At 62.9% G+C, this 14,336-nt stretch carries 10 protein-coding genes; 4 read left to right on the top strand and 6 right to left on the bottom strand.

Going from position 1 to position 14,336, the window contains the following annotated elements:
- Positions 1 to 44: 44 nt before the first annotated feature.
- The 3 genes from DLM86_RS28600 to DLM86_RS33060 all read right to left on the bottom strand — a co-directional run bounded on the left by DLM86_RS28600 (position 45) and on the right by DLM86_RS33060 (position 3,449).
- Positions 45 to 1,613: a methyl-accepting chemotaxis protein gene (locus DLM86_RS28600; protein WP_158289704.1), complete on the bottom strand. Its 1,569-nt coding sequence runs from the start codon at positions 1,611 to 1,613 to the stop codon at positions 45 to 47.
- 16 nt (positions 1,614 to 1,629) lie between these two features.
- Entirely contained in the window at positions 1,630 to 2,064 is a 435-nt protein-coding gene (locus tag DLM86_RS28595) for a PAS domain-containing protein (protein ID WP_110843468.1), read from the bottom strand.
- Between the two features lie 212 nt (positions 2,065 to 2,276).
- A complete protein-coding gene (locus DLM86_RS33060; RefSeq protein WP_281272207.1) occupies positions 2,277 to 3,449 on the bottom strand; it encodes a LuxR C-terminal-related transcriptional regulator in 1,173 nt (390 codons plus the stop codon).
- Between the two features lie 189 nt (positions 3,450 to 3,638).
- On the opposite strand from DLM86_RS33060, the gene DLM86_RS28585 reads away from it, so the two are divergent.
- The 4 genes from DLM86_RS28585 to DLM86_RS28570 all read left to right on the top strand — a co-directional run bounded on the left by DLM86_RS28585 (position 3,639) and on the right by DLM86_RS28570 (position 9,122).
- Entirely contained in the window at positions 3,639 to 5,060 is a 1,422-nt protein-coding gene (locus DLM86_RS28585) for an ATPase domain-containing protein (RefSeq protein ID WP_110843467.1), read from the top strand.
- Positions 5,061 to 5,091: 31 nt separating this feature from the next.
- The gene (locus DLM86_RS28580; protein WP_110843466.1) at positions 5,092 to 5,343 is read left to right on the top strand and encodes a hypothetical protein; all 252 of its coding nucleotides are present in this window, start codon (positions 5,092 to 5,094) and stop codon (positions 5,341 to 5,343) included.
- Complete coding sequence (locus DLM86_RS33055; RefSeq protein WP_170143737.1) at positions 5,328 to 7,511, top strand: LuxR C-terminal-related transcriptional regulator; 2,184 nt, start codon at positions 5,328 to 5,330, stop codon at positions 7,509 to 7,511. Before DLM86_RS28580 ends, DLM86_RS33055 begins: the two co-directional genes overlap by 16 nt.
- A 105-nt stretch (positions 7,512 to 7,616) precedes the next feature.
- A complete protein-coding gene (locus DLM86_RS28570; protein ID WP_110843465.1) occupies positions 7,617 to 9,122 on the top strand; it encodes an esterase-like activity of phytase family protein in 1,506 nt (501 codons plus the stop codon).
- A gap of 502 nt (positions 9,123 to 9,624) precedes the next feature.
- Here the strand turns inward: DLM86_RS28570 and cstA are convergent.
- The 3 genes from cstA to DLM86_RS28555 all read right to left on the bottom strand — a co-directional run bounded on the left by cstA (position 9,625) and on the right by DLM86_RS28555 (position 14,139).
- Positions 9,625 to 11,418 carry a carbon starvation protein CstA gene (gene cstA, locus DLM86_RS28565; protein ID WP_110843464.1) on the bottom strand — a complete coding sequence of 598 codons (1,794 nt, stop codon included), beginning with the start codon at positions 11,416 to 11,418 and terminating at the stop codon, positions 9,625 to 9,627.
- A 206-nt stretch (positions 11,419 to 11,624) separates the two neighbouring features.
- The gene (locus DLM86_RS28560; protein WP_110843490.1) at positions 11,625 to 12,374 is read right to left on the bottom strand and encodes a LytR/AlgR family response regulator transcription factor; all 750 of its coding nucleotides are present in this window, start codon (positions 12,372 to 12,374) and stop codon (positions 11,625 to 11,627) included.
- Complete coding sequence (locus DLM86_RS28555) at positions 12,349 to 14,139, bottom strand: sensor histidine kinase (protein ID WP_110843489.1); 1,791 nt, start codon at positions 14,137 to 14,139, stop codon at positions 12,349 to 12,351. Before DLM86_RS28555 ends, DLM86_RS28560 begins: the two co-directional genes overlap by 26 nt.
- Positions 14,140 to 14,336 lie beyond the last annotated feature (197 nt).

Raw genomic sequence — 14,336 nt, 5'->3', positions numbered from 1 at the left:
GGGGGATTCCTCCTGTTTTCGTCAAATGGCGAATCGTTGGCGGATTACACTTTAAAGGCGGAGACCATTCGATTCAGCTCCTGGGCCATGCTCGACAGCCGCTGAGTCGAATCGGCCGTCTGGTCGGAGGCGGCGGCCGACTGCTCGCTCGCGGCCGCGATCGATTCGATCGAGGCGAGCACCTCGTTCGACTGGGCCGCCTGCTCCTCGGTCGCGGCGGCGATTTCCGACACGGTCTGGGACGTATCCCGCACCATCGCGACGATGCTGCGGAACGCCTCGCCGCTCTTCTCCGACCGGTCGACGGCGGCGAGCACCGCATTGACGCTCATCTTCGTATTGCCCTGCATCCCCCGGATAATATCGGTAATCTGCTTCGTGGCGTCGCCGCTTCGTTCCGCCAGCTTCCGCACCTCGTCGGCGACGACCGCGAAGCCGCGTCCCTGCTCGCCGGCCCGGGCCGCTTCGATGGCCGCGTTCAGCGCAAGCAGATTCGTCTGTTCGGCGATATCGTCGATCACCTCGATGATCGCCCCGATCTGCTCGGAATCCCGTTCGAGCAGCGCGACCTGCTCGTTCAGCCGGTTCATCTCCCGAATCGAATCGAGGATGACTTGACCGCCCTGCTCGGCGACGGCCGTCGTCTGCCCGGATACGCCGGCCGCATGATCGGCATGCTTGGCGACCGATTCGATGGCGGCGGTCAGCTCCCGGAACAGATCGTTCAGCCGTTCCGCCGATTTCGCCTGGCTGTGGCTGCCGCCGGCGATTTCCTTGGAGGCGGACGAAATTTGCTGCGTCGTCTCCAGCACGTTGTGCGCGGAGGTCATGATATCGCGGATGAACGATTGATAGTTGCCGAGCATCGAGTTGAACGAGCCGGCCACCTCGCCGATTTCGTCCCGGCTCGTGACCGGCAGCCGGACGGTCAAGTCGCCTTCGTTGTTGGCCAGCTCCCGCAGCTTCGCGCCGACCGAGCCGAGCGGCTTGATTTTGCGGTACAGCGCCCAGACCGAGACGAGCATGCTCGCCGCGACGACGAACACGATCGCGAACGTGACCGTCAAATAACGCTCGAACCGGTTCTCGGCCGCTTTCGTCTCGCCGGCCGCGCGGTCGTTCATTTTCGTCTGGAACGCCGACATCGGCTCCATGATCGTCTTCACGTTCGCATCGTACGCCGCATCGAACAGCAGGCGGCGGGCTTCGTCGAACTTCCCGGCGGCGACGGCCTTCATGGCCGCTTCCTCGGTTGCGATCAAGGTGTCCGACTTGCTTTTGGACTGCTCGATCAGATCCAGCTCGTTCTGGGGGGCGTTCAGCTGCTTCAGCCGGGCGACGACGCGGTCGCGGTTTTTCGTCTCGTTCACCTCGCGCCAGTAGTTGTCGTAATACACCTTTTCTCCGAATTGGGCGTAACGCCGGGCTTGGTCGGTCAAATACTTGGAGGCGTCGACCAAATCGATGCCGAGCTGCTTGAACTCCGCTTGGCGGGACACCGCCTCCGAATAATCGCGGTAGGACGTGCGCAGCGCATTGATGCAGAGCGCCAGAGCGATGGAAAAGACGAAAAATACGGCGGCGGTCACTTGAAGAAGCCGGGAAATCTTCATGAAATCATCCCTCTCGTCATGGTTCCGGTAATTCCGGTCGCGCGGATAGCGCATGATGGATGCCTGCATAATAGAGGAGCCGTCCCGACGGATCGAAAATCGGGATAACGAAGAGCCGGACCGGCAACGGAGCGCCGTCCTTGCGATAGTTCAGCAGCTCGACCGTGAACGGGATTCGGGAGCGCAGCAGGTCCCGCATAAGCGCCACCGTGTTCATGTCGCTGCCGGGTCCTTGCAGAAACCGGCAATTGCAGCCGATGACCTCGTCCGCGCGAAAGCCGGTCATCGTCGTGAATCCTTCGTTCACATACACGATCGGGTTGTCCGGCCGGTTCGGATCGGTGACGACGATGCCGGTGGAGAGGTCGTGGATGAGGCGCAGCACGTGATCGGGAAAAGGACCCGGACCGGGATGAAAGCGGTCTCGAAACGGAATCGGGTAATAAGCCATGGAGTCCCCTCCGGTTATGTACGGTAAGCGCTTTTAGGTATTGCGACGGAAACGGATTCCGGAAGTCCGTTTCCCTCATCTCTCATCATAAGACAATATTCGACAAAATCATACAGGAATCCCTTCCTATAGACAAAAAAATTCCGCCCTTCGGCGGAAACGAGTTGGGGGAACGCCCGATCGATCGGATGCCGGTCCGGGCTTCCGGCGGCTCAGAAGCCGGCGAACCCCGGACCGGCTTCGAACCGGGTTCCGTATATTTTCGCGAGCGCTTGCGTCCGGTCGCAGACGTCAAGCTTTTCGTAAATTTTCGTAATATGGTTTTTGACCGTATGGGCGCTGATGTAGAGCTTCTCGGCGATTTCCTGGTTGCTCAGCCCGCGCAGCACCAGGTTGAGCACTTCCCTTTCCCGGGGGGTAAGCGACGCGGAGGCGGCGCCGCCGCGGGCGTCCCGCCCGGTCGAGTCCGGCGCGCGCGCGTCGGCGGCCGGCTCGGCGTCATCGAAAGCGCGCATCGGACGTCGCATCGCGCCCGCCAGCAAGACGGCGGAGGAAAGGGGGCCCGCGCCGCCGTCTTCGGACGGGCGGACGCCGGACCGGGCGATCCGCCGCGCCTCCCCGAGCAGCCGGACGGCCGGGTCGTCCGGGAGGACGTCCCGAAGAAACCCGTCGTCGTATCCGGCCAGCAGGGAGGCCCGGCGCAGCCGCTCCTCATCCTCGGCCGTCAGCCCGCCTCGTTCCGCGGCGAGCCGGCCGGCTTCGCGCCATACCTCCAACGCTCGGGCATGGGCGGAAGGGTTCCAATACGCCATCGACCGTACGAGCAGCCGGGTCCGCTCCTCCGCATCCGCGGCATCCTCCCGCATCGGCCCCGGCCCCGGTACGAGACCGGAGCCGTCGCCGCCGATCTGCGCCGCGGCCAGGCCGGCCATCCGGGCGAGCCGGTCCAGCAGGACGCGCCCGTCCGCCTCGGTCGTATCCGGCGTCGCCGCGACGGCCTGCATCCACCGTTCGGCGTCCGGCGTACGCGGGGCGCAGCCGACGACGGCCTCCCGCCATTGCGGCTCGATCAGGACGCCGGCCCATATCCGATAGCCGTCGCCGTCCCGCCCCGCGAAGCCGGCGGCGAGCATCGTCCATCCTTGCTCGTGCCGGCAGGCGACCGGTCCGTCGCCGCCGCCGATATCGCCCGCCGTCCGTTCGAGCCAGCGCCGGATGTCCGTCCCGCCGCATCCGTCGAGCAGCAGCCGGGCGAGCGGCTGCCCCCCGGACCGTTCGGCTACCGGCTCGCCCGACGTATCGGTAACGAATATCGTCAATCCGCACCAGTCGGCGAAAACGTCCTGCAGTTGTTGGAGCCGCTCGTTCCGTTGACGGTTGCGCATCGTTCCACCTCGACCCGGTTGTTGTCTCTCGCAGCGTAATAGCTTTACTATAGTGTACGCCATTTTCGTTTTCAACCGGAATATGCGCGGGCGTCCAACGACAAAAAACCCGCGTCTATCGCCGCCGCGGAACTTCCTATGGTAAAATGGAAGGCGGAACCTTAATTCATAGAATATGCGGGTGATCGAATGGGCACTGTGCCTACAGGCGTTCGCGGATTGGACGCGTTGACGGACGGAGGATTTCCTCGGGGATCGACCGTTATCGTGGAGGGCGCTCCGGGAACCGGCAAGACGACTTTGGGCATGCAGTTTCTTCATCACGGCGCCGTGTCGGACGGGGAAGCGGGCATTTACATTACGTTCGAGGAATTTCCGGACCAGCTGTACCGCGACATGCTCGCCTTCGGGTGGGACCTTCGCAAGCTCGAAGCGGGCAATTTGCTCCGGGTCGTCGCCATGTCGCCGGACGTCTTTTTGGAGCAGATGACGGAGCCCGGCGGATTGCTCGAGAAGATGATCCGGGAGCTTGACTGCAAGCGGATGGTTATCGATAGCATCAGCCTGTTTCGTTACGGAGCGGCCGACCAGGAGGAGCACCGGAGGACGCTGTACCGGCTGCGGAACATTTTGCGCAAGTTCGAGCTGACCTCGCTGCTGATCAAGGAGCGGGGGACGTCGACGGACGTTTCCGGCTTCGAGGCGTACATTTCGGACGGGTTCATCGCCTTGCAATTGAAGCAGCAGATGGAAAAATACAGGGTGCGGACGTTGGAAATTTTAAAGATGAGAGGAAAGCGCATTCAAGAAGGCGAGCACGTGTACCGGATTACGGATGCGGGCATTCACCTCATTCCGTCGCGTTCGATGGTCGAGGACCGGTCGCTGTTGAAGGGCCAAACCAAAGTGCCGACGGGCATCGCGGAATTGGACCGTCTGCTCGGCGGGGGGCTTGCGAAGGGGACCGTCACGCTGCTCGATACGAACAGCAAAGCGAATTACAAATATATGATTTCCACCGTCCTGGCCAACCGGTACGAGGCGGGCGATCATATATTGGCGCTGCTGTCGAGCTTCAATACGCCGCAGGACTTGAAGCGGATGTTCGCCATGCAAGGTTTGTCGCTCGGGCAGATTGCGCGGGAGGACCGGATTTACTTCATCGAGCATTACAACCGGCGGTACCCGGAAGGGTGCGAGGCGAACGTCATCGACGTCAGCGGGGCGGATAGCCGGGAATATCGCCACATTTTGCGCGAGCGGTTCGGACCCGTCGTCGAGCAGGGGCTCGAACGGGGCGACAGCTGGTTCATCTACTACGATTTGAACACGGTCATTTCCGAACGCGGGAAAGATCACGTCATGAAATTTTTCGCCGAAGAGACGGCAAGCATCAAGTCGCTCGGCATGACGATGATGGTCATGTGCAACTTCAGCGAAATCGGCCCCGAATGCTCCGCGTATTTGGAACGAACGTGCAACGGCGTCATCCGGACCTGGGTGGACGGCAACTATCAGTATTTGCAGGTAACGAAATCGCCGAACGGCGTCATCTCCGAGCCGTACATCGTGGAGACGACGGACGAGTCGCCTTTCATACGATTGATGTGAAGCCGCGCGGCGTGAAGCGGGAGGGATCACGATGACCGAAGAAGATACATGGCAGCTGCAGATGGAGTGCACCCGTTACTTCCAGAACAATCCGTACAGTCTGGAAACGGCGGAAGGCATCTCGCTGCGGCTCGGGCGCAAGGTCGAGCACCTCGATCCGGTGCTCGGGCGGCTCGTCGCGTTGTCGATATTGGAAAAGCTGGGGAATGGTTCGCGTTCCATTTACCGCTATATCGAACCGAGCTTCTCGGGCGACATGGACGTGCAATGGAACCTCAATTGAATCTCGTCCAAAGCTTGCACGATTTGTACGCGAGCGAGAGCGGCCTGACCGTCATGCTGACGAATGATCGCGGCGAACGGATAACGCGACCGTCCGGCGCGATCGCGCCGCCGAGCCGGGTAGACGGGCCGGCGGCCCGCGGACTCGAAGCCCGTCTGCGGGCGATTGTGCAAAGCTTCGGGCCGGTGCAGGGCGGCATCGTGCACGATGTCGCCGCCGGCATCCGGCTGCTGATGGCCCCGGTGGCCGTCCCCAAGCAGCCGACCTCATTTTTGTGGGCGGGCTGTCTCGTGGACGAGCGGGCGGTCGTCCACGCCCAGGGGAGCGCGGGGAACGACGACGCGGACTTTCCGTGGCTGGACGTCTGGGACGGCGTCCGGACAAGCGAAGCCGGATGCACGGAGAAGGCGCTGGCGCAGCTGAACCGGCTCGCGGCCGTGACCGCCGGGCTGATGAAGGCGGAATACGCCGAGCAGTCGTCGTTCCGGCGCATCGAGCTGCTGCGGCGCCTGCTCGCGCCGACGGGGAACGAGACGATCCAGGAATGGGTCGACGCCTTGACGCAGGCCGCCGACGAGGCGGACTTCCTCGGATACGCGGTGCGTACCGAGGGACAGCTGTTCGCCGTCCGCGACTACGTCGGGCCGGCGGCCGAGTCGGTGCCGGGGCTTTCCTTTTCGCTCGGGGAAGGGTTCATCGGCCAAGTCGGCACCGCCCGGAAGGCGGCCTTCTGGGACCATGTCTCCCAAGATCCGCGGACGTTCGCCTTCGTCCAGCGCGGCTTGAACCCGACGTCGCTGTTTTGCGTGCCGGTCATGCGCGAGAACGACCTGGACGGCGTCCTGTTCGGCGGAAGCGTCACGGAGCCGGCGCTCAGCCGGTGCATGCAGTCGTTCGTACAGGCGTTCGCCGCCGGATGGAGCTCGCGCATCACGCTCGAGGCCGTGCGCGACGACCGCAATACGAACTTTACCCGCCTGTCCACGTTCGTCGAAACGTGTAGCGCGATCAATCACGCGCAGGACGTCAAGCGGCTGTCGTACATCCTTGTCGACATGAGCTTGAACCTGGTGGAAGGACCGTTCTCCTGCGTCGTGCTCAAGCCGTCCGACCAGAAGGTGCAGCTCGTCTCGAGGGGGCTCGGCCGGCAGCAGGCCGAGCGGTACGTGAAGGGAGTGGCGGCCCGCTGGTCGGGGCGCGGCGGAGCGGGCGGGGCGAACGAGCCGGAGCCCGGGCTGCATGAGGAGCTCGGAGCGGCTCCCGCGCTGGAATGCCCGTTGTACTATCAGAACGAGCTGCTCGGCGTATGGTGCATCGCCTTGAAGGAAGCGGGCCAATACGGGCTGTACCGCGATTACATGTCGATCGTCGCGCAGGCGGCAAGCTCGGTGCTGTACCGGCTGTGGGACAAAGGAAGAGTCGACCGGGGCGACGCCGTGCAGCTGCTCAACCGGGCGCTCGGCTATTGGGACTCGTACGCGCACGAGATGACGCACGAGGCGCAGCAGCTCGCCGTTCCGTTCGCCCGCACGCTGAAGCTCGGCGAAGCGGAGATCAAGCATCTCGGCGAGGCGTGCTTGGTTTACCCGTATTCGCCCTCCTTTTTGAGCGACATTTTGCGCAGCCCGGAGCAGATGGAGCCGATCGCGCACTTTCATGCGATCACCCGGCTGCTCGAGGAGGGCAAGCCCGCATCGGCGTCGTCCGCATCATCCGCATCGTCCTCGTCCGTGCCGGCGTTCGGCGTCGGCGGCCAAGTGATCGCGATTTTGTACTTCTACCTGCAGTTCAATCGCGATCTGCAGGCGCTCGACCAGCTTTGGCCGGTCAGCCCGGAGCTGCGGGCCGCGTTCCGGGCGTTCTGCGATTCCCGGGAAGTCGTGGAGGGCGAAATCTCGCTCGGCGGCGAGGAGGAAGCGGACTCGTCCGGCGGCGAGCCGCCGGCGACGAATATCGCCAAGCTGAACGACCTGCCCCCGTTGTCCTCGCGGGAGCGGGAGGTGCTCGGCCATGTGCTGCAGGGCAAGAGCAACCGGGAAATCGCCGAGAAGCTCGTCATCAGCGAGCATACGGTCAAAAACCATATGACGAACATATTCCAGAAGCTCGGCGTCACCGACCGCGCGCAGGCGATCGCTTTGGCGTACAAGTCGGGCTGGAACCGGTAATCGTTTTTTTTACAAAATCTACATATCGTCTTTACCTTCCCGCAACGTTCGCTCGGTATGCTGGTGTAGAAACTTATACACGAACGCGGCGGAGGGGTTGTATCGATGAAGAAACGGTTGAAGCAGGCGAAATGGTTGGCGCTCGCGCTCACCGCGGTGGCGCTGGGGAGCGGTTCGGCCACGGCAACGGCCGCGGCTGCGGGAGGAGAGGCGAAGGAGGCGACGGAAACGTCGTTCGGCCTATGGGCCGGCGGCAAGCCCGTATCGGCGGACAAGCCTCCCGTCGTCATCGACGGCAGCACGTACGTGCCGCTCCGGACGCTGGCCGAGCTGCTCGGCAAGCAGGTGGAGTGGAACGAGTGGGAGCAGGCGATCCGGCTGAAGGCGAAGCCGACCGTCGAAGCGACGCACGACTGGAACGATCCGAAGGAGCTGGGGGGCGGCATCCGGGAAGGCGGCTTCTCCGGACTCGTCCGGCTGCCGAACGATCCGGCCGACGTCTTCTATACGCTCGCGGATCGCGGGCCGAACGGCGAATACGGCAAGGACAAGCTGCGCACGTTCCCGGTCGAATCGTTCGTGCCCCGCCTGTACAAGATCAAGGCGTCCGGCGGCTCCATCGAGGTGCTCGAGACGATTCCGCTGAAGCTTCCGGCGGGCAAGACGGATCGATTCACCGGCACGACCGCGATCAGCGGCTTGCCGAATACGGAAGGGACGGACGAGGTGCCGTACGACGGCACGGGGACGAAGAAGCTGGCGTACGACCCCGACGGTCTCGACCTCGAAGGGATCGCCTACAGCCCGTCCGACGATACGTTCTGGCTGTCCGACGAATATCGTCCGTCACTGATTCAAGTCAAGCGCGACGGCACGATATTGGGCCGATATATCCCGCAAGGCGCGAAGGACGCGCTCGTCGCGGCGGGCGCGCAGAGCGAGCTGTACGACGTGCTGCCGGCGGCGTACGCGAAGCGCATCCCGAACCGCGGCTTCGAGGGCGTGGCGATCTCGCCGGACGGCGCGTACTTGTACGCGTCGATCCAGAGCCCGCTCGCCAATCCGGACAAGAAGACGGGCGAGGCGTCCCGCAGCCTGCGCATCTTGAAGCTCGATCTGAAGACGAAGCAGCCCGTCGGCGAATACGTCTACATCGCCGAGGACGCCTCGATGTTCGAGAACGTGAAGCAGAAGGACGTCGTCATCAGCGATTTGTCCGGTCTCGGCACGGACGTGCTGCTCGTCGACGAGCGCGACAAAAACGCCGGCAGCGAGGCGCAGATCAAGCGGCTGTACAGGGTGGACCTGACGAAGGCGACGAACGTGCTCGGCCAATTGTTCGGCGGCAAGGAGCTCGAGGCGCTGACGCCGGCGGAGCTGCGGGAGCGGGGCGTCGTTCCGGCCGCGAAGGAGCTCGTCGCCGACGTGGCGAAGCTCGGCTATCCGCACGAGAAGCTGGAAGGGATCGCGCCGATCGACCGGAACCGGATCGCGATCGTCAACGACAACGACTTCGGCGTGGACGGCTACGGCGACGACGGCAAGCTGAAGGTGAACGCGGCGGCCAAGACGCAGCTGTTCGTCGTCAAGGTGGAGGAGCCGTTGTATTGATCGCGGCGGGGCGGTCCTCTTCCTATAGCAGAAAAAAAAAGTTGTAAGCCCCCTTCCGTAAAAAGGGGTTATCGGCTGGCTGGAGAGACGGAGCGTCTCTCCTTTTTTGTTGCGTTCGGAGTGCCGTTTTGGATTTCATCCAATGAAAGGAACCGATTAGGTGTTAGCGGAGGGTCGCCATTGGAATCGATCCAATAGAATCGCTTCCGAATGCGGTCCATCAGCAACTTGGGCCAGTCGGTTGGATGGAATCCAATGGCAGAGCGGGCTTGTTTATGAATAAGGTTTCGCCATTGGACGAAATCCAATTGGACCGGACAAGAGAAAGAGCAAGCGGACGTTTCCCGGCATAGCGGGCAAACGTGACGGGGAGCGAGGCGAGTCGGACTCGAAGCGGCGGCCGTTTGGACAACGAAGAGCGGACCGGGTTCGGTCCGCGCCTGGAACCAAAAAACGGAACCGCCTCGAGGGCGGTTCCATTGGGGGGCGGTGCGACCGCCCGTCAAGCCGTCTTGGCGTCGAGCCGCAGCGTCGGAGCGTTCCACAGCTCGTTCCACTTCTTGAGGGCGGCGATCAGGATGACGACGCCGAGCACGAGCATGATGACGGAGAGTGTCGCGTTCAGCACGCTGTAGCCGGCATTGGACGGATTCAGGTAGACGTTCGCGATCATCCAGTATCCGGCGTACATGACCGTGACGAACAAGTAAGCGAGCGGGACGAGACACGTAAGCGCGTACCAACGCTTGTCGGCGATTTTCAGAATGACCGTCGCCCCGACGATCAGCCCGATGGAGGCCATCAGCTGGTTGGAGACGCCGAACAGCGCCCAGATGGAGCCGATATCGCCCGACACGAGCAGGTAGCCCCACAGGAAGCAGGCGAGCGCGCTCGCGAAGATCGAGCCGGGCATCCAATCCGCTCTCTTCAGCGGCTTATACAGCTCCCCGAAGAAATCCTGGATCAAATAACGGGCGACGCGCGTCCCGGCGTCGATCGCCGTCAGGATGAACACCGCTTCGAACATGATGACGAACTGGAAGAAATACGACGACAAGTGGCTGAACCACGGGATTTTCGTGAAAATGTACGTCATGCCGACGGCCAGCGTCACGGCGCCGCCCGTGCGTCCTTCGAGGTTCAGCCCGATCTTCTCGGCCAGCTCCGGCAAATGGACGACGTCCATCCCGAGCGTCTGGAACACCTTCGGCGCCGAGTTGATCGCGAAATAATCGGCCGGCTGCAGCGCCGTGGCGGCGACGAGCGCCATGATGCCGACGAGGCATTCGACGAGCATCGCGCCGAAGCCGACCGCCTTGATGTCGCTCCAGCGGTTGATCATTTTCGGCGTCGTCCCCGAGCCGACGAAGGCGTGGAAGCCGGAAATCGCGCCGCAGGCGATCGTGATCGAGATGAACGGCCAGACCGGACCGGCCATAATCGGACCGCCGCCTCCCGTGAACGCCGTAAACGCCGGGAACTGGATCGACGGGTTGATGATGAAGACGCCGACGATGAGCGCGAGGAAGACGCCGATTTTCATGAAGCTGCTCAAATAGTCGCGCGGGGCGAGCAGCAGCCATACCGGCAGGGCGGCGGCGAAAAAGGCGTAGACCGGCAGGGCGAACCCGAGCGTCCGCGTATCGAGCGTGAGCAGATCGCCGAGCGCCGTTTCTTGAATCGAAGGGCCGGCGAAGACGCCGATCATGAGCAGAATGAAGCCGAGCGTCGTAGCGAGCTTCAAATTGCCCGTTTTTTTGTACAGCAGGCCGACGCCCATCGCGATCGGGATCGTGATGCCGACGGCGAACGTGCCCCAAGGATTGTTCTCGAGCGCATGGAGGACGACCATCGACAAGCCGGCCATCGTAATCGTAATGATGAACAGCATGGCGAGTCCGGTGCAGAAGCCGGCGACCGGGCCGAGCTCCTCCTTGGCCACCTCGGACAGCGACTTGCCCTGCTTGCGCATCGAGGCGAACAAGACGACGATGTCGTGCACGGCTCCCCCGATCACCGCGCCGATCAAGAGCCAGAGCAGGCCGGGCAAGTAGCCGAACTGCGCCGCCAAAATCGGGCCGACGAGCGGACCGGCGGCCGCGATCGCCGCGAAATGATGGCCGAACGTCACCCACTTGTTCGTCGGTACGTAGTCTTTGCCGTCCTGGAGCGCGTGCGCGGGCGTCTGCTTCGCGTCGTTCAGCTTCAGCACTTTTGCGGCCATAAACGTACCGTACAGACGGTACGCTATCATAAGTATACAGATCGATCCGATTACGATTGTAATCGCATTCATGGACGTGCACCCCTTTCCTTTATCCGTGACTCCTATTATAGGCATTGGAAACGGACGAAAGCGGTTTTCACGCCAAAAGGCGAGGGAAAGGGCTTAACTTGCAAAAATGGCGGGTTGAGCTGCACCGAAGCTCCCTTCGCCAACATCCGCCTTCCAGCCGTTCGGCCTTCCCGGCGACGGGGTAGCTCGGACGTACGCTCCCGAATTCAGAAGCCGAGCAGCTGCTTCAGCTCCTTCAAGTACGTCCGGCTGACCGGGACGGAGGCGCCGTTGCGCATGATCAAATTGCAGGTGGAATGGAACCACGGCTGGATTTCCACGACGGCGTCGAGATTGACGACATAGGCGCGGTGGACGCGAAAAAAGGAGCCGTGCTCCAGCCTGCGCTCGAGCGTCGTCAGCGGCTCGTTGACCCGATAGTCGCGGTCGTCGGTCGCGATGACGGTTTTGCCGTCCTCGAAGCCGACGTAGACGATCCGGTCCGCCGGGATGAGCATGATCCGGTCGTCGACCGATACGGGCAGCCGCTCCGGACGTTCCGGCTGCTTCGGACGACGAACCGCGGTCGCGGCGTCGGCTCCTCTCCGCTCGATCAGCTTGGCGACTTTCTCGACCGCCCGCTTGATCCGGCTTTCCTCGAACGGCTTCAGCACGTAGTCGCTCGCGTTCAGCTCGAACGCCTGCAGGGCGTATTCGTCGTAGGCGGTGGCGAAGACGATTTCCGGCTTCGCTTCCCCGCCTTGGTCGCGAATCGTCCGCGCCATATCCATCCCGCTTTCGCCTTCCAGCTGGATGTCCAAAAAGACGACGTCCGGCTCCGTCTCGCGGACGAGCGCAAGCGCCCGGTCCAGCCGGTCCGCCTCCCCGACCACCTCGACAAGCCCCGTGCGGCGAAGCAGATAAGCCAGCTCGTCGCGCGAGATCGGTTCGTCATCCACGATCAAAGCTTTCAGCATGCGGTTCCTCCCATGGCGAGTTGTAGACGGGCAATCGGATCGTGACGGTCGTTCCCGAGCCGGGGACGCTTTCGATACGGAATTGTCCCTTCGATCCGTAAATTTCGTCGATCCGTTTGCGGATGTTGTACAGCGCCGTTCCCGTACCTTCCGGCGATTCCACGGCTTTGCTGCCCAAGGCGGCGAGCAGCTCCGGCGGGATGCCGACGCCGTTGTCCTCGGCGACGAGCACCATGTGCGAAGTTTCGCGGTAAGCGCGCAGCACGATCAGCGCCTTGCCGGCAAACGCGTTCGAAGGAAACGCGTAGCGGAGCGCATTTTCGACGAGCGGCTGCAGCGTGAAGGGAGGCACCCCGATCGGCTCGAGGGACGGATCGATCTCCATCCGCAGCGTATATTTGTCCGGAAACCGGGCCTGCTCGATCGCGAGGTACGCCTTCACGTGCTCCAGCTCCTTGTACAGCGGGACGACGACTTGCCGGGCTCCCTGCAGGTTGCTGCGGAAAAAGACGCTCATCTGCAGCAGCAGCGTTCGCGCTTTCTCGGGATCGGTCCGGCACAGCGACGATATCGTATTGAACGCGTTGAACAAAAAATGCGGATGCACCTGCGCGTGCAGCGCCTTGATCTCGGCGTCCTTCAGCAGCCTGCGCTGCTTCTCCGCCTCGGCGAGCTCGAGCTGCGTGGAGAACAGCTTGCCGAGCCCCTCGGCGATCTCCCGCTCGGCGCGGTCCAGCCGGCTCGGTCTTTTGTAGTACAGCTTGAGCGTGCCGACCGTCTCCTCCTTCACCGCAAGCGGCAGCACGATCGCCGCCTGAAGCACGCAGTCCGGCTCGCTGCACTGGATGTCCTCCCGCGTCAGGGCGACGCCGGTGCGGCCGGATTCCAGCACTTGCCGGGTGAGCCGGGTCGAGATGCTTTGCAGCGCGACGTGATGATCCGCCCCTTCTCCGGCGTGGGCGAGCACGCGCTGGCGGTCCGTGATCGAGATCGCGTCGGCGTGAGTCCGCTTCAGGATGACGCCGGCCGCTTCCCGGCACGATTCCGGGTTCAGCCCCTGCCGGAAAAAGGGAAGCGTCTCGTCCGCGATCGAGAACGCCTGCTGCGTCTGGGTCGCGCGGGTTCGCGCCTCTTCGCGCAGAATCGATTGGATGATCAGCATGAACAGCAGCGTCCCGAAGCCGTTGACGACGATCATCGGCACGCCGATCACTTTCACGAGCGCCAGCGCGGTGTCGAACGGCCGGGCGGCGAGCAGGATGATGCCCATCTGCGCCGCTTCCATCGAGATGCCGATGACGACCGCTTGCCAGAGCGCCCGGTTTTCCCATACCCGTATGCCGCGGCCGAGCCAGCCCGTGACGATGCCCGCGAGCACGCTGGACAAGCCGCACGACAGCGCCGTAAAGCCGCCCAGCGAAAACCGGTGCAGCCCGGCGATGAGGCCGACGCCCGTTCCGACTAACGGCCCGCCGAGCATGCCGCCGATGACGACGCCCATAATGCGCGTGTTGGCGATGGCGCCGTCCGGGCCGATCCATGTCTGCCACGCCTGGGAGGAGACGGACCCGCCTCCGCGAATTTCCACCCCCGTGTAGTTGCTGAGGATGCCGAATGCGCCGAAGATGAGGATGAGGCTGATTTTCTCGGCATTGCCGTGCTCGCGGTGCACGATGGAACGGAACGATTTCAGCCGGGACAGGAGAATCGCCACCATGAGCAAAATGCCAACCCGCTCCAGCATAAGAGGCAGCAAACCGATCACGTTGTTCTCGCCTTCTTTCGGTGACGGACGATTCGCCGAATCGTCGCTCGTCTTCCTATAATCGTCCATTATACCCGCCGTTATGACGGCGGGCATCTTTTTTTCGCGAGCGCAAACGCCGCTTTCATCCCGCAAACCGAATCTCTATCCTATTCGTAGGAACTGGTGACGGACCGAGCGTCGTGATAGGAACCCTC

The sequence above is a fragment of the Paenibacillus flagellatus genome, assembly GCF_003217775.1.
In the GTDB taxonomy this organism is placed as follows: Bacteria; Bacillota; Bacilli; order Paenibacillales; family NBRC-103111; genus Paenibacillus_AB; species Paenibacillus_AB flagellatus.
Note: the sequence above shows the minus strand (reverse complement) of the source record. Positions and strands in the feature narration are given on the sequence as shown.